The organism is Vibrio sp. Of7-15 (assembly GCF_022347565.1).
Lineage (GTDB): Bacteria > Pseudomonadota > Gammaproteobacteria > Enterobacterales > Vibrionaceae > NORP241.
In genome coordinates, this window is record NZ_JAKRGH010000002.1 from 422654 (window position 1) to 441726 (window position 19073).

18 protein-coding genes are annotated in these 19073 nt (G+C 43.2%); 10 read left to right on the forward strand and 8 right to left on the reverse strand.

What is annotated here, in order from left to right; genetic code table 11:
* Positions 1-91: 91 nt before the first annotated feature.
* Entirely contained in the window at positions 92-1399 is a 1308-nt protein-coding gene (serS, locus tag MHO82_RS04470) for a serine--tRNA ligase (protein ID WP_239182646.1), read from the forward strand.
* A 95-nt stretch (positions 1400-1494) separates the two neighbouring features.
* Here the strand turns inward: serS and MHO82_RS04475 are convergent, their stop codons facing one another.
* The 6 genes from MHO82_RS04475 to pspF form a co-directional block, all read right to left on the reverse strand.
* On the reverse strand, positions 1495-2319 hold the full coding sequence (locus MHO82_RS04475; protein ID WP_239182647.1) for an ATP-binding cassette domain-containing protein: 825 nt from the start codon (positions 2317-2319) through the stop codon (positions 1495-1497).
* Positions 2303-3313: an oligopeptide/dipeptide ABC transporter ATP-binding protein gene (locus MHO82_RS04480; protein ID WP_239182648.1), complete on the reverse strand. Its 1011-nt coding sequence runs from the start codon at positions 3311-3313 to the stop codon at positions 2303-2305. Before MHO82_RS04480 ends, MHO82_RS04475 begins: the two co-directional genes overlap by 17 nt.
* Positions 3313-4200 (reverse strand): putrescine export ABC transporter permease SapC, encoded by an 888-nt coding sequence (gene sapC / locus MHO82_RS04485; RefSeq protein WP_239182649.1) that lies wholly within the window; start codon positions 4198-4200, stop codon positions 3313-3315. Before sapC ends, MHO82_RS04480 begins: the two co-directional genes overlap by 1 nt.
* On the reverse strand, positions 4187-5152 hold the full coding sequence (locus MHO82_RS04490; protein WP_239182650.1) for an ABC transporter permease subunit: 966 nt from the start codon (positions 5150-5152) through the stop codon (positions 4187-4189). Before MHO82_RS04490 ends, sapC begins: the two co-directional genes overlap by 14 nt.
* A complete protein-coding gene (gene sapA, locus MHO82_RS04495) occupies positions 5153-6772 on the reverse strand; it encodes an ABC transporter substrate-binding protein SapA (protein ID WP_239182651.1) in 1620 nt (539 codons plus the stop codon).
* A 132-nt stretch (positions 6773-6904) separates the two neighbouring features.
* Positions 6905-7939, reverse strand: coding sequence for a phage shock protein operon transcriptional activator (gene pspF / locus MHO82_RS04500; RefSeq protein WP_239182652.1), 1035 nt, complete (start codon positions 7937-7939; stop codon positions 6905-6907).
* A 169-nt stretch (positions 7940-8108) separates the two neighbouring features.
* Between pspF and pspA the strand changes: the two genes are divergently transcribed.
* From pspA to MHO82_RS04540, 8 genes are all read left to right on the forward strand, one after another.
* A complete protein-coding gene (gene pspA / locus MHO82_RS04505; RefSeq protein ID WP_239182653.1) occupies positions 8109-8774 on the forward strand; it encodes a phage shock protein PspA in 666 nt (221 codons plus the stop codon).
* Between the two features lie 38 nt (positions 8775-8812).
* A complete protein-coding gene (pspB, locus tag MHO82_RS04510) occupies positions 8813-9040 on the forward strand; it encodes an envelope stress response membrane protein PspB (protein ID WP_239182654.1) in 228 nt (75 codons plus the stop codon).
* Positions 9040-9426, forward strand: coding sequence for an envelope stress response membrane protein PspC (gene pspC / locus MHO82_RS04515; protein WP_239182655.1), 387 nt, complete (start codon positions 9040-9042; stop codon positions 9424-9426). The genes pspB and pspC overlap by 1 nt, the downstream gene beginning before the upstream one ends.
* A gap of 183 nt (positions 9427-9609) precedes the next feature.
* Positions 9610-11007, forward strand: coding sequence for a YcjX family protein (locus MHO82_RS04520; protein ID WP_239182656.1), 1398 nt, complete (start codon positions 9610-9612; stop codon positions 11005-11007).
* Positions 11004-12041, forward strand: a complete 1038-nt coding sequence (locus tag MHO82_RS04525; protein WP_239182657.1) for a TIGR01620 family protein — start codon at positions 11004-11006, stop codon at positions 12039-12041. Before MHO82_RS04520 ends, MHO82_RS04525 begins: the two co-directional genes overlap by 4 nt.
* Positions 12042-12251: 210 nt before the next feature.
* Positions 12252-13793, forward strand: coding sequence for a transcriptional regulator TyrR (tyrR, locus tag MHO82_RS04530; protein WP_239182658.1), 1542 nt, complete (start codon positions 12252-12254; stop codon positions 13791-13793).
* Positions 13794-13890: 97 nt separating this feature from the next.
* Positions 13891-14451: a ribosomal protein S5-alanine N-acetyltransferase gene (rimJ, locus tag MHO82_RS04535; protein WP_239182659.1), complete on the forward strand. Its 561-nt coding sequence runs from the start codon at positions 13891-13893 to the stop codon at positions 14449-14451.
* 40 nt (positions 14452-14491) lie between these two features.
* Complete coding sequence (locus MHO82_RS04540; RefSeq protein WP_239182660.1) at positions 14492-15079, forward strand: HD domain-containing protein; 588 nt, start codon at positions 14492-14494, stop codon at positions 15077-15079.
* Positions 15080-15161: 82 nt separating this feature from the next.
* Here MHO82_RS04540 and pyk read toward each other — a convergent pair whose 3' ends face one another.
* Positions 15162-16607, reverse strand: a complete 1446-nt coding sequence (gene pyk, locus MHO82_RS04545; protein ID WP_239182661.1) for a pyruvate kinase — start codon at positions 16605-16607, stop codon at positions 15162-15164.
* A 339-nt stretch (positions 16608-16946) separates the two neighbouring features.
* Positions 16947-17615: a 7-carboxy-7-deazaguanine synthase QueE gene (queE, locus tag MHO82_RS04550; protein ID WP_239182662.1), complete on the reverse strand. Its 669-nt coding sequence runs from the start codon at positions 17613-17615 to the stop codon at positions 16947-16949.
* Positions 17616-17830: 215 nt separating this feature from the next.
* On the opposite strand from queE, the gene MHO82_RS04555 reads away from it, so the two are divergent.
* A complete protein-coding gene (locus tag MHO82_RS04555; RefSeq protein WP_239182663.1) occupies positions 17831-19045 on the forward strand; it encodes an ROK family protein in 1215 nt (404 codons plus the stop codon).
* Positions 19046-19073: the final 28 nt, after the last annotated feature.

Genomic DNA, 19073 nt, shown 5'->3' on the forward strand with positions numbered 1-19073 from the left:
CGTTACCCAAGTAAATATTCCAATACGCGTAGTTCTGATAAAAAATGGAAGCTAACGCGTTTTTTCACAACTAAAAAGCATAGGATTAGCAATGCTGGATTCTAAATTACTTCGTACTGAGCTGGATGAAACAGCTGCAAAATTAGAGCGTCGAGGTTTTACCTTAGACGTAGAGACAATTCGTCAACTTGAAGAACAACGTAAGTCCATTCAAGTAGAAGTTGAAAATTTACAATCCACGCGTAACTCCATCTCCAAGCAAATCGGCCAAAAAATGGCGGCTGGTGACAAAGAAGGCGCTGAAGAGATTAAAAAGCAAATTGGTACCCTAGGTAGCGATCTAGATGCCAAGAAAGCAGAGTTAGCTGAAATTCAAACTAAGCTTGAAGACATCACGTTAACAGTACCAAACTTACCAGATGATTCTGTACCAACAGGTAAAGATGAAGATGAGAACGTTGAGATCTCTCGCTGGGGTGAACCAAAAGCTTATGATTTTGAAGTAAAAGATCATGTAGATTTAGGTGAGCTGTCTGGTGGCCTTGATTTCGCAAGTGCGGTTAAAATTTCAGGTTCACGCTTCATCGTAATGAAAGGCCAGTTTGCTCGTCTACACCGTGCTTTAGCTCAATTCATGCTTGATCTGCACAGTGACGAACACGGTTATACAGAAATGTATGTACCGTACCTTGTAAACCCAGATAGTTTACTTGGTACAGGTCAGTTACCTAAATTTGGTGAAGATCTATTCCACACAAGTCCGCTAACTGAGCAAGTAAGTGATGTTCCTCTTAAGAAACTATCACTTATTCCAACAGCAGAAGTGCCGGTAACTAACATGGTACGTGACACCATTTCAGATGAAGCTGATCTGCCTCTGAAAATGACAGCTCACACACCTTGTTTCCGTTCTGAAGCAGGCTCTTATGGTCGTGATACTCGTGGTCTTATTCGTATGCACCAGTTCGACAAAGTTGAGCTAGTACAAATTACGAAACCAGAAGATTCTATGGCGGCGTTAGAAGAGCTAACAGGCCATGCTGAGAAAGTTCTACAACTTCTAGAGCTTCCTTACCGTAAAGTGATTCTGTGTACAGGTGATATGGGCTTTGGTGCAACAAAAACATACGACTTAGAAGTATGGGTTCCTGCACAAGAGACTTACCGTGAAATTTCTTCATGTTCTAACATGTGGGATTTCCAAGCTCGTCGTATGCAAGCGCGTTTCCGTCGTAAAGGCGAGAAGAAACCAGAGCTAGTACATACTCTAAACGGTTCAGGTTTAGCGGTTGGCCGTACTATGGTTGCTATCTTAGAAAACAACCAACAAGCTGATGGTCGCATCGAAATCCCTGAAGTATTACGTAAATACATGGGTGGCGTGACTCACATCGGTTAATTCTGTTGTCATAGCGATAAATACTAAAAAGCTCGGTCTGATGGCCGAGCTTTTTTATTGCGTGTTGTTTTAGAGTAGGGTGTTAAAGAATAGAGTTAACAGACGATTTTAGGGGTTGCTCGATTGACACGAAGTCTTCTGTCATGAGTTGGCGCATTAAAGTGAGACTCAATCAAACGCTGTGTAATGGTGTGCTGAGGATCAGAGAACACTTGGTCTGTTGGGCCTTTCTCAACCACACAGCCTTCATGCATTACCATCACTTTATCAGTAATGTGTTTAACAACCCCAATATGTTGAGACACATAAATAAAGGACAACGCCATTTCTTCTTGTAGCTCTAAGAATAGGTTGATGATCTGAGAGCGCATTGCCATATCTAACCCATTTAACGCTTCATCGGCCACAATGATACAAGGCTGAAGAATGAGCGCACGAGCCAAGCAAATACGTTGTTTCTGGCCTGTTGCTAACATTTGAGGGTAAAAGTAAGCGTGTTCTGGCAGTAAACCAACTCTTTTTAGTGTCTCTTTCACACGACGCTCACGTTCTTGCGGTGTCATATTGGTATTTCGTTTTAGAGGTCCTTCTAAAATTCGACCAATTTGAATACGAGGGTTAAGAGAAGTGTTGGGATCTTGAAAGATCATTCTGATCAGCTTGCAGCGAGTTTTGTAATCTTTATGTTCAAGTACTTCACCATTTACTTTAATGATCCCTTGAGAGGGTTCAACCACTCCCGCCAGCATTCGAGCTAATGTGGATTTACCTGAGCCATTTTCACCAATAAAGCCGACAGTTTGCCCTACTTCTAGCTGAAAAGAGACGGGTTTTACCGCTTCTTTGACACGCTTTGTAAAAATGCCTGTGCGGTACTTATAGTCTTTTTTCAGATCTGTTACTTCAAGCAGAGCGGTCATGTTTTTTCTCCTCAAAGTTCAGTGGGAAATGGCAATTAAATTTGTGATCTTTTACGTTACGGCGAAAAGGAACTTCAACACATTTTCGCTGGGCATAAGGGCAACGAGGGCCAAGACGACAGCCAATTGGTAAGTGCTGAAGCGGTGGAATAGAGCCCGGTAGGGATTCCAGCTTGGACTTGTGGGGAATGCCTTGGCTGAAATCAGGCATCGCATGCAGCAATGCCACAGTGTATGGGTGTTTAGGTTGCTCTAGAATTTGTTTACGGCCAGCTGATTCAACGGATTGGCCGCAATACATAACGGTAATTCGGTCAGCCCATTGAGTTACCGTGGTTAAATCATGGCTGATCAAAAGGATCGTCGTGCTGTTATTTTGGTTCATGCGGCTTAACAGCTTAAAAATTTGCGACTGAGTAATAGGATCAAGATCGTTAGTTGGCTCATCGGCAATTAATAAACGGGGTTTATTAGCAATAGCCATAGCAATCATGACCTTTTGGCATTCACCATCGGTTAGCTCATACGGGTAACTGTTGATGACTCGTTGGTGATCCTTAATACCGACCTTATGGAGTAGGGCAATGGCTTGTTTACGACGCCATTGCCAGCGTTGCCACCAGTGACCAGTAAAGGTATTTGAAGGAATGGTTTCTTCCAGTTGGTAGCCAACTTGCTCAGAGGGATCGAGGCAACTTGAAGGCTCTTGGAAAATCATAGCAAGCTCGCGGCCAATAATTCGGCGTCGCTCTTTTGCTGAAAGGCTCAGCAAATCGATGTTTCCTAAACGCATTCGATCAGCAGAGACACGCCAAGTATCTTTGGTGACTCCTACAATGGCTTTAGCTACCAAGCTTTTTCCGGAGCCAGATTCTCCCACTAAACCTCGGATCTCACCTTCGTTTATGGTTAAGCTCATGCGGTCAACGGCTTTAACACGCCCATGAGGTGTATCTATTTCAATGGTTAGGTGGCGTATATCGAGTAAAGGCATTATTCCGTACCTGCATTAAGTGCTTGGCGCAGGCCATCGCCCACTAAGTTTACAATTACAACGCTAAACATAATGATTAAGCCCGGTAAGGTCACTGTCCATGGAGCGAGGTAGATCAGCTCCACGGAGTCGCCAAGAATTGCACCCCACTCAGGGCTTGGAGCTTGTGCGCCTAAGCCTAGAAAACCAAGTGCGGCGATGTCTAAAATCGCGACAGAAATGGCTTGGGTGATTTCCGCAACAATGACGGTCAGGATGTTTGGCAAAATGGAGTGCCACAATAGATAAAAGTCGTTCGCTCCATCAAGTCTTGCAGCAATGATGTAATCTTTTTCCACTTCGTCGTGAACAGCGGTATAAACAGAGCGGATAAAGCGTGGGATAAGCGCTAGCCAAATCGCGAGTAAGATATTCATCTCACCTGGTCCTAAAAACGCCACAATTATGATGGCAAGCAATAGGGAAGGGATCGACATGACAGTATCAAGTAAGTGGTTAAGCACGCTGGATGTTAAGCCACTCGTCATTCCTGCAAAAACGCCAATAAGACAGCCAATAAATGCAGATAAAAACGCAACCAATAGAGCGTAGCCAAAAGTGAGCTGAGAGCCTGAAATTAACCGCGATAAAATGTCACGGCCTAAGTCATCAGTGCCTAGGAAAAACTCAACTTGCCCTGCTGGATCCCACGACGGTGGCATAAGTAAGTGTCCAGACTGCCATTGAGGATCGTAAGGTGAAATCCATGGTGAAACGGCAGTTAAGATGATCAGTAGCATCAAGCACCAAAACCCAAACATGGCTAAGGAGTTGGCGCGAAAGCTATTCCAGAAACGTTCGATCTGGGTTGGAATACGGGATTCTTGATAAACGTTATTTGATAGCATACCACTCTTTCCTTACCAGTGGATTAACAAGTGCACCGACGAGATCTGATAAAATATTGGCAATAAGAACAAAGCTAGCAACGGTGATCACACCGGCTTGTATAGCAACATAATCTTGTTCTGCGATGGCATCTAACAGCCAGCGACCAATTCCAGGCCAGTTAAAAATAGACTCGGTAATAATGGCAAAGGTCAGCATGCCTGAAAGTTGAATGCCTACTTTTGGAATGATTGGCGGCAGGGCATTTCTTAGTACGTGGCGCATAACAATTTCAAATTTAGATAAACCTTTGGTTTGTGCTGCTTTAATGAAGTTTTTTGTCATGACATCAGCAACTGATGCTCTCATCATGCGAATCACTTCCGTTGTTGGTGCTAGGGCCAATACTAAAGTGGGAAGGATTAAATGTTGCAAGACACTTTGTATAGCTTCTGAACGATAGGGCTTATCGGAAAGAAATACGTCAATGATGGCAAACCCTGTTTGTGGTTCAATTTGGTAGAGTAAGCTATAGCGCCCTGCGACGGGTAACCAGCCAAGGTGCAATGAAAAGAACATGATGAAAAGCAGGGCAATCCAAAACAGAGGCGTGGAATAGCCGAGAAGTGCAGTGGATGAGATAACGGTATCCCAAAATTTTCCTTGTCTCATACCAGCAACTGTCCCTAATGGGATACCTACCAGTAAAGAGAGAATCATAGCAAAAAAGCACAGTTCCAGTGTGGCGGGGAATACAGACATGATTTCAAATAAAATCGGTTCCCCTTGCTGATTCGCGCCAAGGTTGCCTATAGATAACTGTTCTAAATACAGTAACCAACCATCAAAAAATGGCATTTGTACCCACATCGCAGTGGTATCTAAACGCAGTAGGCTGTAACCAATGACCGTCAAAATGGTCAGCGTAATTAAGAATAAATTTAAGCGTCTAATGGTATAAATAAATAACATTTATTCGCTCCGGTATACTTGTGAAAAAGAGCGAGTGCCAAATGGGCTCATTTGAAAGCCTTGCAAAGATTGGTGGCTTGCTTGGTATTGAATACCATGCGCGATAGGAATGATAGGCATGAGCTCATTCAACACATTTTGTGCCTGATGATATAAGTTTAGTCGGTGGCGTAGCTGATTGGTTTCTCGCGCTAAATCAAGAAGGGTATCAAAATCAGGGTTACACCACATGGCGACATTTAATCCGGCCTGCTTTGCATTACACGACAGTAATGGGCGTAAGAAGTTATCGGGGTCACCATTATCGGCTATCCAGCCTGTTAAGATTAAATCGCTTCGATTCTCATCGGATAAATGAGTACGCTCAAACCTGTCTTGGGTGACGAGTTCTAATTCAATGCCCACATCAGCAAAATCAGCTTGGATCAGTTCAGCTGCCTTTCTTGGGCTTGGGTTATAAGGACGTGATTCTAAAGGCACCCACATGGTCAGTGATAAGCCACTTTCATAGCCCGCTTCAGCAAGCAGTGCACGAGCGAGTTTCATGTCATAGCGAATTTGAATGCTGTCTTGCTGATATGCCCAAGAGCTAGGTGGGAGAATGGTTCGAGCTTGGGTTCCAGTGCCGTAGTAAACCGAATTTAAGATATTTTCTCGGTTAATGGCGAGATTCAGCGCTTTTCTGACTCTAGGGTCTTTCAGGGCTTTGTGATTGGTATCTAACGCAATGAAAGCTACGTTCATTGCTGTTTGTGCTTCTAGGTTAAATTTGCGTTCTTTGGTAATTGCTGGCAATTGGCTCGCTACAGGAGCCGAGAGTACATCACACTCCCCACTGAGGAATTTTGCCAATGTTCCTGTGCCACGAGAAGAAATATCAAAAACGATCTGCTCCATTGGCGGCATGCCTCTCCAGTAGGACAAATGACGTTTAAGACGGATTAAATCACCAGATTGATATTCTTCTAAGTAAAATGCACCGGTGCCCACGGGATGACTATCAAGAAAGTTTTTACGATCAGCGGCAATCAGGTTTTGAGCGTACTCTTTGGAATGAATGACAGCATAGCCTGTGGCGATATTGGATAAAAACGTATTGTCAGGGCGAGTGAGATGAAATTCGATCTCATGGCTGCTAATGGCTTTAATCTCCGCCACTGAGCCTTTGAAATCAATACTTTCAAACCACGGATAGCGAGTATTCCCCACATGATAATAGGCATTATCTGGGTTAATTAGACGCTCAAAGCTGAATACCACGTCATCAGCATTTAAGGTTCTGGTTGGAGTGAACCACTGTGTTTTTTGGAACTCCACTCCTTTACGTAAAGTAAATGAGTAGACGGTTCCTTCTTCGTTTACAGACCAGCCTTTCGCAAGGTTTGGCATTGGCTGATGGCTGACCGGGTCCAGCTCTAGAAGGCGATCAAAGATCTGGGCTCCAAGAGTTTCTACTGTGATACCACCATCGGTCAATTGGGGGTTAAAAGTCGTTGGGTTACCTTGCCCGCAGTATACAAAGCCTTGTTGGCGAATATCGCGGTTTTGCTCTACGTCATTGCACCCAGTAAGTGCAATGACCCCAAAACTGGCCACTAGTAAACGTATTAATGCGCTCATAACGACGGCTATCGATTGAAAAATAAGTCTTTTAATTTACCACTTTTCTCCGAGTGCTACCAAACAAGTATCGGTTAAATAAGTAAATGCTCTATAAATAGTCCTTTGTAGAGCATTATTTGTAAAAAGAGGCTAAGAATTGGATGCGGAATCTTCATTTTCACCCACAATATGATGCTTTCTTAATATGCCTCTTAGTTGATGGTAGCTTAAACCGAGTAAGTCAGCGGCTTTACGTTGATTAAATTTTGCTTCAGACATGGCCATTTGAATCATTTCGACTTCTTGTTCTTGCAACCATGATTTCAAGTTAGTCGGTAAACTTGGCAGCGTAGAGGAGTGATTAGGTGTGGCGTTAGCACTCGGTGGTGAAGACGCTGGTGAGGTATTGTGCCAAGGTGCAGTGAAGGGATCTAAGTCGATATCTTCAATTTCACCTGTGTTGGTACTGTGTCTGAAAACAGCACGTTCAACGACATTTTTAAGCTCACGTATATTACCCGGCCAAGAGTAGGTTTCTAACGCTTTAGTGACCTTGGTACTGAATCCAGCAAAGTAGGTTAGGCCAAGCTCTTGACACATTTGCATCGCGTAATGTTCGGCTAACAACATAATATCAGCTTGTCGGTGGCGAAGCGGTGGCAGGTGAATCACATCAAAAGCGAGTCTATCGAGTAAGTCTGCTCGAAAGCGGCCTGAATTAGCTAAGTCTGCGACATTTTCGTTCGTGGCACAAATCAGTCTAACATCAGCATTAATGGTTTTTGTGCCACCGACACGTTCATATTCACCGTATTCAATCACTCTGAGAAGCTTTTCCTGCACGCCAGCCGGAGCGGTGGCCAGCTCATCAAGAAACAACGTACCACCTTCAGCACGTTCAAATCGGCCTTGATGGCGACCTTTTGAGCCTGTAAACGAGCCTGACTCATGACCAAACAGTTCGGAATCGATAAGTCCTTCACTTAATGCTGAGCAGTTTAGGCTGATCAGTGGTTCATTCCAGCGTTTGGATAAGTAGTGTAAGCGCCGTGCGATGAGCTCTTTACCCGTTCCTCGTTCTCCCAGAATCAGAATCGGGCGCTCAATAGGGGCTAGTCGGGATACTTGATCTAAAACGGCAAGGAAAGATTCGGATTCTCCTAGTAAGTTCTCAGGTTTTCTCATTGGTTAATCTCGCCAAAAAGTGGTGAAATTAATCATATCATAAGTCTACTATTAATGCTGATTTGATTAACTTATTGTTAATTAACGATTTTAAAAGTTGGCATGGAACCTGATATAACTATAGTCAAGAACACAATAACTAACGACAAAACTACGAAGGAGTAGGATTATGGGTATTTTTTCTCGATTTGCAGACATCGTAAATGCTAATGTGACATCACTGCTCGATAAAGCAGAAGACCCTGAAAAAATGATCCGTCTGATCATTCAGGAGATGGAAGACACATTGGTTGAAGTTCGTACTACTTCAGCAAAAGCGCTAGCTGATAAAAAAGAGCTATCTCGCCGCATTAGTGCGATGGAAGCTCAGTGTGAAGATTGGCAAGAAAAAGCCACACTTGCATTGCAAAAAAGCCGTGAAGACCTTGCACGTTCTGCGCTGATTGAAAAACAAAAGCTACAAGATGTACTTGGAAGCCTACAAGCGGAATTTACATTAGTAGAAGAGACAATTCAGAAATTAACCAGTGAAGTCACTGAGCTTGAAACGAAACTAAATGAAACACGTGCACGCCAGCAAGCACTTGTGATTCGCCGTCAAGCTGCGGGTAACCGTCGTGATATTCGTCGTCAGTTAGATTCAGGTAAAACTGATGAAGCATTGGCGAAGTTTGATCAATATGAACGCCGCATCGATGAGCTAGAATCTCAAGCTGACAGCTATGGTTTGGGTAAATCTAAATCACTAGAGCAAGAGTTTGCAGAGCTGCAAGCGCAAGATGATATTGAAAAAGAGCTTGCTCGTTTAAAAGAAAACATGAAAGATAAATCATAACCGTATTAAATAGTTAGGCGCAGAAAAGGAGTGAAAGAATGTCGATGGCATTTATCGGAGTACCACTGATTGTATTTATGATTTTTGTGGCACCACTTTGGTTAATACTTCACTACCGAAGTAAGCGCCGAACCGGTGCTGGTTTAAGCGGCCCTGAAATGGAACAGTTACAAGAGTTGGTTGCTAAAGCGGAAACCATGCAAAAACGTGTGGCGACCTTAGAAAAAATTCTTGATGCAGAAGTTCCAGAATGGAGGCAACGTTAATGGCAGAAGGACTTTACCGTGATCCTAGTAACGGTAAGCTTGGTGGTGTGTGTGCTGGGTTTGCTGCTTACTTAGGTGCTGAAATTTGGTTAGTCAGAATCTTAGTGGTTTCGGCGTTTTTATTGGGCGGTGGGTTGTTGGTTGTAATGGCTTACCTCGCTGCGTGTCTATTTTTAGATAAAGTGCCTATCGAGCATGTTCAACAAGCCTCGTTTGTGCGTGGCCATAAAATGAAAAATAAGCCATGGCAGGCTGGTCAGGCTCCTGGTGAATTGCTTAAACAGCTCGATGGCGAGTTTAGAGAAATGGAAAATAAAGTGCGTGACATGGAAGCGTACGTGACTTCTTCTTCATTTAAAGTTAATAGAGAGTTTAAACACCTTTAGGCTGTAACAGATACTTTGATAAATGCCGATTTACATCGGCATTTTTTGTTTGTGTTATTTACTTAATAGATAAATGCACAGTAATGGACATAATCATACTGGGCAGATGAAGCCTTTGTTCATGATGAGTTAATCTTCACTTGGGTATATTACTTTTAGCAAATGAATCAGTCAGGAAAAGCTATGAATCGTATTGGTAGTGAGTTGAATAAATGGGTAAACCGAGGGATGGATCGCCATGTTCGTTTAGCGGTGACCGGGTTATCTAGAGCAGGTAAAACGGCATTCATTACTTCTTTAGTAAATCAGCTACTCCATTCTGGTACTAATCCTCGTCTGCCTTTATTTTCTGCTGTGCGTGATGGTTGTTTATTAGGCGCTAAACGTGTGCCTCAAACTGATTTGTGTGTCCCTCGTTTTGGTTACGATGAAGGCATGCAATCTTTGCTGTCTACACCACCTGCATGGCCATCGCCAACCAAAGATGTGAGTGAAATTCGGATGGCACTGCGTTATAAACCGTCGAAAGGGCCGATGAAGCTGATCCAAGATACCGCGACTCTGTACGTTGATATTGTCGATTACCCTGGGGAGTGGCTATTGGATCTGCCATTGCTGGACATGGACTTCATAGCGTGGTCTAAACAACAAGCCCAAATTTTAGTGGGCACACGCCAGAAGTTGGCTCAAGAGTGGCTCGATAAAGCGGCGGATTTTGACCCGTTTGCGCCCGCAGACGAGCGTGTAATTGCAGAGTTATCTGGTGTTTTCACTGAATACCTTCACCAATGTAAAAATGAAGAAGGATTACATTGGGTACAACCGGGGCGATTTGTTTTACCGGGTGAATTAGCGGGTGCGCCGGTCTTGCAGTTTTTTCCGTTTGTATGGCTAGACAAATATTCTGAGCATGAACTTTCTCAGGCGAATGAAGAATCAAACTTTGTCATGCTGAAGAAACGGTATGAATATTATCAACAGAAAGTGGTTAAGGCGTTTTATCGAGAACACTTTTCGACATTTGATCGTCAAATTGTGTTGGTAGACTGCTTACAGCCATTGAACGCGGGGCCTGAATCGTTTAACGACATGAGATTGGCGATAGATCAGTTAATGCAAAGTTTCAAATATGGCCGCAGTTCCCTGCTTCGTCGTTTATTTGCCCCAAGTATTGATAAGGTGTTGTTTGCCGCGACAAAAGCCGATCATGTTACGCCAGAGCAGCACCCTAATTTAGTGGCTTTGTTGCAGCAAATGATTCATGAAGCGTGGCAAACCGCCGCGTTTGAAGGCATCGATATGGATTGTATGAGTTTGTCGTCGATTCAAGCGACTAACCCCGGCTTTGTTCATTCTGGCGGGGAGAATATCCCGGCCTTACGTGGTCATGATTTTGATGGCAATGCCATGACCTTATTTCCGGGTGAGGTGCCCAAACGTTTACCCAATGAACAGTTTTGGCAAGAAAACAGTTTTGACTTTATTAACTTCAGGCCACTGGACAATGAAAGCGATGAGCCTTTACCTCATATCCGAATGGATAAAGCGTTACAGTTCCTACTAGGAGATAAATTAGTATGAGCCAATTAAAATCAAAGCGTATTTTTACAGAAGCGGATGAGCAAACTCAGGAATCAGCACTGAATCAGGAGCAAGAGTTAACTCTTCAACGCCAGTTTCAGCAACAAGATGAGTTCTTACCTCAGCCTGTTCAGGCAGAAAGTGAATCAGATATAGAACAAGACCTGACAAAAGAGCTTACGAAACCAACAGGTAAAAGGCGATCTCTTTTATTTGGTCTGGCGGCGTTTGGTGGATTAGCTCTGTGGCAGTCGGTAGATCAAGTGTATAACGAATGGCTGGCAAGTGATTGGCTTGCGTTGGGGTGGGCTGGTTTACTTTCTTTTGTTGCCACAATGGGGGTTGGGGCGCTGACAAAAGAGTGGCTGAAATTAAGAACACTGAAAAAACGCATATCACAGCAAGAGCAAGCGGCCAAATTAGTGGATATGAATGGAATAGGACAGGGGAAGCCTTTTTGTGTTGCATTGGCCAAACAAAGTGGATTAAGCACTGAGCACCCAGGATATGATCGTTGGTTGCACTCTTTAGCTGCGACTCATAATGATACTGAAGTTTTAGAGTTGTATGATCAAATGGTGCTTTCTCATCAAGATAAGCAAGCCAAAGCTTTAGTAGGTAAGTATTCCAGCGAAGCTGCTCTGATGGTGGCTGTGAGTCCATTAGCCACGGTAGACATGCTGCTGGTGGCATGGCGTAATTTAAAGCTGATAGAACAACTTTCTAAAGTCTATGGTGTAGAACTAGGGTATTGGTCTCGTATTCGTTTATTAAAGTTGGTGCTGACGAACATGGCATTAGCTGGCGCTTCGGAAGTGGTAGCCGATGTAGGCATGGATCTCTTATCGATGGACTTAGCAGGACGTTTATCAACGAGAGCTGCACAAGGTGTGGGAGTAGGGTTACTGACAGCTCGCCTTGGTTTAAAAGCCATTGCGTTGGTGCGCCCATTACCTTGGATGAATAACAATAAGCCAAAATTGAGTGAAGTAAGAAAGAGTTTATTATCACAATTAAGTTCGAAAAATAACTAATCCAAGTAGAGTTTTTTATATCTCTGCCTTAGAGCCCAGATTATGGATAAAAAGTAATCTGGGCTTTGTGTATCCGTCTTTCAAATCTTGACGAAGTTCAGCTCTTATCGCACTATAGCGAAGTGTCAACTTTTCATGACACATTCAAATTTTGAATACTATTCTTATTAAAATGACCACGCTAGTGTGCTGACGTCAAAGGAAAATAATGTGCGGCTTGAAGTATTTTGCGAAGACCGTTTAGGTCTAACACGAGAATTGCTGGATATCTTAGCAACTCAACATATTGACTTGCGCGGTATTGAAATTGATACCAGTGGCAAAATATACCTAAATTGCCCTGAAATTGAATTCGAACAGTTTAGAGAGTTAATGGCTCAAATCCGCCGAATTTCTGGGGTAACAGACGTTCGTAAGATCCAGTTTATGCCAAGTGAACGTGAGCACACTGAGCTAAGAGCATTACTGACTACACTACCTGATCCTGTGTTCTCATTTAATTTAAATGGCAAAGTTGAAATTGCTAACCATGCAGCGTTGTCTTTATTCAACCTTTCACATGAGCAGATGATGGAGCAATCATCGAGTGCGTTGCTACCGCACTTTAACTTTTCTCGCTGGTTAGAGCAGAGTAAAGCGCGTCAAAAGTCGAACATAGTAGTGAATGGGTTGGATTACTTGATGGAAGTAATGCCCGTTTACATTACCGATGACAGCAATACGTCTGTTTTAGCCAGTGCCGTGGTGCTTTTAAAATCGGTATCAGAAGCGAAGGCAATGGCACCGTCTTTACCAGATGATAGCGTTCATGGCTTTGAGCATTTTGTGGGTAGTTCAAACCGTCACAAGCAGCTTATCTCACAAGCGAAAAAATTGGCCATGCTTGATCAACCCTTATTGATCCAAGGTGAAACGGGAACGGGTAAAGAAATGCTGGCGAGAGCTTGCCATAACCGCTCCCACCGTGATGGCGATTTTTTAGTGGTTAACTGTGCCTCCATGCCCGATGATGTCGCGGAAACGGAATTATTTGGTTATGCGCCAGGTGCTTTCCAAAATAATGAAGAAGGTAAGAAGGGTATTTTTGAGCAAGCTGATGGGGGTACGGTTTTCTTAGATGAAATCGGTGAAATGAGCCCTCATTTGCAGATCAAAGTACTGCGTTTACTGCAAGATGGTACGTTCCGCCGTGTAGGGGAAGAAAAAGAAATTCATGTTGATGTGCGCGTTATAGGCGCAACTCAAAAAGATTTAAGTGAGCTGATAAATAAAGGCTCATTTAGAGAAGATTTGTACTATCGCTTGAATGTGTTGTCGTTAACCATTCCGCCATTAAGAGACAGAGTGAGTGATATTCCCGCGTTACTGGATTTATTTATTGCCCAATTTGCTCAAGAGTTAAAAGTGATGAAGCCGTCAGTACCTGAAGCTACTATTGAGTTATTAAGCCAGTATGTGTGGCCGGGGAATGTGCGACAGTTAAGAAACACCATCTTACGCGCGATGACTCAGGTCGATGGCAATACGCTAGATGCGTCATTGATTGAGCTACCAAAAGCAGATATGGCAGTGGCGATGCCTGAAGCAAACATTGATGGTTCGTTAGATGACATCATGAAGCGCTATGAGTCCGGAATCCTTGAAAATCTGTATCAAACGTACCCTTCCACGCGAAAATTAGCGAAACGCTTAAATGTGTCGCACACTGCGATAGCGAATAAGCTGCGTGAGTACAGTATTGGTCGACGGTAAGCGGTCTCTATTTTGATAAAAACGGGCTCAGAATTGGGCTCGTTTTGCTATGTTCAATTTAAGAAATTAAAAAGATGTAACTGTGTCACGTATGGATATGACAAAAAGAAATTACCTCGTTGTTGATAATTTGATCATTCGTCCTGCCGAGCAATCCGACAGTAGTGTTATTTCTCAGTATTTTTATCGAAATAAATCACACTTATCGCCTTGGGAGCCAGTGAGAGGGGAAGATTTTTATACTTCAGCGGGCTGGCGGCAGAGGCTGATCAAGTTGGTTGAATTACATCAACTTAATCTGGCGTATTACTTTATCATTCAGCAAGCAGGCAGTGATGAAGTGATTGGCACCATTAGTTATAGCAATTTGGTTCGTCACCCTTTTCACGCATGCTATGTGGGCTATTCACTGGATGAAGAAATGCAAGGCAATGGCATTATGCGCCGGGCCCTGATGAAAACAAACGAGTGGCTGTTTCAAGAGCAAAATTTACACCGGATCATGGCGGCGTACATTCCTAGAAATAAGCGCAGCGGTAATGTACTTGAAGCGGCGGGGTTTGAGTATGAAGGTTTGGCTAAAGATTACTTGTTTATTAATGGCCAATGGGAAGACCATGTTCTTACGGCACTTGTGAACAGTGACTGGCAAGAATAAAGCAAGGGACAAGAGACTTTAGGCAAAGGTGGGCAAGGAAATGGAAAGACTAGAACAACAGCTAACATTGTTAATGGAGCTGGATAAACTAAAGTCCGTTCTGAGAAGAACACGAGTTGTGAGTGCGGAAAAAAGATTAGAAAACAGTGCTGAGCACAGTTGGCATGTCGCATTAATGGCTCTATTGCTGGAAGAGCACGCTAATGAACCTGTAGACATTACCAAAGTCGTAAAAATGTTGCTTTTGCATGATGTGGTTGAAATTGATGCGGGTGACACCTTTGTATACGACGTACAGGCGTCAAAAGATCAAGCTGAGCGAGAGTTAAAAGCGGCGCACCGTTTATTCGGCTTGTTGCCAAAAGAGCAAGGAGATGAACTGCTGGCGCTGTGGCTAGAGTTTGAAGAAGCACAAACCCCAGAAGCTAAATTTGGCAAAGCGTTAGACCGACTTATTCCCATGCTATTGAATTATCATAATCAAGGTCAGAGCTGGATAGAGCATGGGGTTACTTCTCAGCAAGCATTAACGATTAATAAAAAAATTGAAGCAGGCTCAGAAACGTTGTGGCAAAAAGCACAGCAGTTGATTTCAGAAGCGGTGGCTAATGGTTGGCTTAAAGCGTAGTTTTAATAATATTCAGCAAAAATAAAGCCGCGGCATTATATTGCTCGCGGCTTTTCATTATGTGTTTTGATAGGCTGAAAAATTATTTAACAGTAACAATACGCATGCAGTTCGTAGAACCAATGGTATCCATTACGTCACCCTGTGTAATGATCACCATATCGCCACTGTCCAGAAGACCTTGTTCTTTTAATGTCTCTAATGCTTTATGGGTGGATGGTAGTCCAGAGTCTGCATCGCTTGTGAAATAAACAGGGGTTACACCACGGAATAGAGCAGCGCGGTTTAGTGTTCCTTCATTACGAGAAAGCGCAAAAATCGGAAGACCAGAGCTTAAACGAGACATCATTAATGGTGTACGGCCCGATTCGGTTAACGTCACCATGCCTTTTACCCCTTTGAGGTGGTTCGCTGCAAACATGGTTGCCATAGCAATGGTTTCTTCCGGTAACTCAAATTCACGATCCATACGGTGGTTCGACACGTTGATGGATGGCATTTTTTCTGCACCCATACACACTTCTGCCATGGAGGTAACCGTTTCTACAGGGAAGTCACCAGCAGCCGTTTCCGCAGAAAGCATTACTGCATCAGTACCATCAAGTACGGCATTAGCCACGTCCATTACTTCTGCACGTGTTGGCATTGGGCTAGTGATCATCGATTCCATCATTTGAGTGGCTGTAATCACAGTACGGTTATGGCTACGAGCACGACGAATTAATTGTTTTTGAACACCCACTAATTCTGGATCACCAATTTCTACACCGAGATCACCACGAGCAACCATCACAGTATCAGAGGCAAGGATAATATCATCCAATGCTTCTTCGGTCGCCACGGTTTCAGCTCGTTCTACTTTTGCGACCAATTTCGCTTCTAGGCCAGCGTCGCGTGCTAAACGGCGCGCGTAATGCATGTCTTCGCCATTGCGTGGGAAAGATACGGCAAGGTAATCTACTTTCATTGATGCCGCAGTAATAATGTCTTGCTTGTCTTTGTCTGTTAGGGCGTCAGCGGATAAACCACCGCCTTTTTTGTTGATGCCTTTGTTGTTAGATAAAGGGCCTGCCACTGTGACTTCAGTGTGCACTTTATTGCCTTCTACAGCGGTAACACGCAGTTGTACGCGGCCATCGTCCAGTAATAAAATATCGCCAGAGCTAACATCTTTTGGTAGTTCTTTATAATCTAGGCCAACGCACTCTTGGTTACCTTCTCCTTTTGGTAAATCACTGTCTAGAGTGAATTTATCACCAATAGCTAACTGTATTTTGCCATCTTTGAATGTTGAAACACGAATTTTTGGGCCTTGTAAATCACCTAAAATAGCGACATGTGTTCCCAGTTTTGCCGCAATTTCACGGACTTGTTTTGCACGAGCAATATGGTCTTCTGCACTACCATGTGAAAAGTTCATTCTCACTACGTTGGCACCAGCGGCAATAATTTTTTCTAAGTTATTATCACGGTCAGTGGCTGGACCTAGTGTAGTTACAATTTTTGTACGTCGTAGTTTTGTAGACATGCGTCACTCCAATTGAGGATTCAAACTTTTCGTCAAGAATGGTTCAAAAACTTTGAGCCAAATTTAAATTTGTTTTTACATTTATTACGTAATTTTACTACATGCATAGAGCACAACTCTGTTCTTAATCAAGTTTAGAATGAAAAACGAAGAGTGATTACATTCAAAGGTAGATTAAAGAGCGGCCCTTTAGATCAATAATGGCAGTAGCTTGATTTATCAAGTAGGCAGATGAGAAATAAGGAAAAATAGCGCGAATAAGAAAAGAGAGAGCAAGGTGAGAAGCCAAACCGCCTTAATTTAGTTAAAAAGCGATTTGGATCAATCAAAGGTTATCTATTAGGCGATGGCTAAGTATTTATGTGTTTGGATTGATAAGCGCCAGTTACGTTGAATACAGGTTTCAATGCATAACTCTGTCGCACGTTGCTTTTGGCTGATTGGCTGCAAGGCTATCATTACGTTAGGAAGTAGGGTTTTGTCTTTTAGCAGTTCATCGAGCTGGTCTATGTCTTTTTGCGTGCCAACAGGGTGCTTGATTTCATTGGCGCGTTCTAGCGCTTGAGCAATGACAGGCATTTTGGCTTTCATATTGATCTTTGGTGAGACTGTGACCCAAGTATTGTCTGTTGCTAGAACGTCGAAGGTACCACTGGTTTCAATTTGACACTGATAACCTGCAGTTTCAAGTGCTTGAGTTAACGGCATTAAATCGTATGAACACGGCTCTCCACCAGTAATCACAACGTGCTTGGCTGTGTAACCTTGATCTTGCAGAAGCTTTACAACGTCGTCAGAGTCCAAGTTTGTCCACTGTGGATTATCTTCTGTTTTTGCTAATACATCAGCTAATGAAGCGTGATCAATAGGATTAGCATCCCATGTTTGTTTGGTGTCACACCACGCACAGCCAACAGGGCAGCCCTGTAATCGAACAAAAATGGAGGGTGCGCCAGTAAAGAAACCCTCACCTTGGATGGTTTCAAACACTTCATTAACTTTGTACACGGTGTTCCTCTGTCTTGGGTATTTTTTTCATTGAAATAAAAAAGTCTGTTCGCTTATTAGCCTAAAGAGGTATTACCTCTCAAATATTGCTTTTAATTCACACTCAACGTGATGCATGTCACGTACTTTATAGAATTAACTTCACAATTACTTCGCAAAGTAAAAAAATTCAGAGCCAAAATAACTATAGAGCCTTTGAACTCTGGAGATAAGCAATGTTCGTAGCCCAGCCAGGTCATATCGACCATATAAAACAAATAAACGCAGGGCGGGTGTATAAATGTATTGATCAGCTAGGCCCTATTTCTCGCATTGAGTTGTCTAAAATAAGTCAATTAGCTCCTGCAAGTATTACTAAAATTACACGTGAGCTGATCGACGCACACCTTATCAAAGAAACGCAGTTTCAAGAAGCAAATAGTCGTGGTCGCCCTGCAATTGGCCTTCAAACAGATAATGAAGGATGGCAGTTTCTTTCAATGCGCTTAGGGCGTGGCTACCTCACCATCGCTTTACATGATCTGGGTGGCACTATTCTTGTTGAAGAAAGGCAGGACATTGATGAACGTGGTCAAGAAGAAGTGCTTAATAAGTTATTGGCTGAAATCGATAAGTTTTTTCAAGCTCATGCAGATAAATTAGATCGAGTCACTAGCATTGCGATCTCTTTGCCTGGGTTAATTAATTCAGTTGATGGTGTTGTGGTTCAAATGCCGCACTATGACGTAAGTAATTTACCTTTAGGCCCAGAAATTCATAAAGCCACTGGATTGCCAGTGTTTATTGGTAACGATACACGTGCATGGGCTTTGGCCGAGAAGCTTTTTGGTAATTCTCAAGGAGTCGATAACTCTATTTTGATCTCTATTCATCACGGTGTAGGAGCTGGAATTGTTTTAGATGGCCGAGTACTAGAGGGAAGAATTGGTAATATTGGTGAGCTTGGCCATATACAAATTAAACCATTTGGTAAGCGGTGCCACTGTGGCAACAACGGGTGTTTAGAAACGGTAGCAAGTTCAAAGGCCATTTGTGAACAAGTACATTCTTTGATTAATGAAGGGCATCCTACTGTACTTGCGGAGCAAGAAATCACGATTGAATCTGTGTGTGATGCGGCGGTAGCAGGGGATGCGCTAGCGGCGAGAGTGGTGACGGAGCTGGGGCATCACTTAGGGCAAGCCATTGCTATTATGGTCAACTTGTTTAATCCTGAACGAATATTGATCGGCGGTGAGATTAACCGAGCTCGCTCAATCTTGTACCCAGCCATTCAAGAATGCATCCGTACTCAATCTTTGCCTGTTTATAATGATGATCTGATTTTGCAACAGAGTCGTTTTTATACTCAAGCGACCATGCCGGGAGCTGCGTTAGTGAAACAGGCCATGTTTGATGGTTCGTTGCTGATGAAAGTGGTTGAAGGGTAATTATGGATTCAGTTTTAGCGAAAAAGGT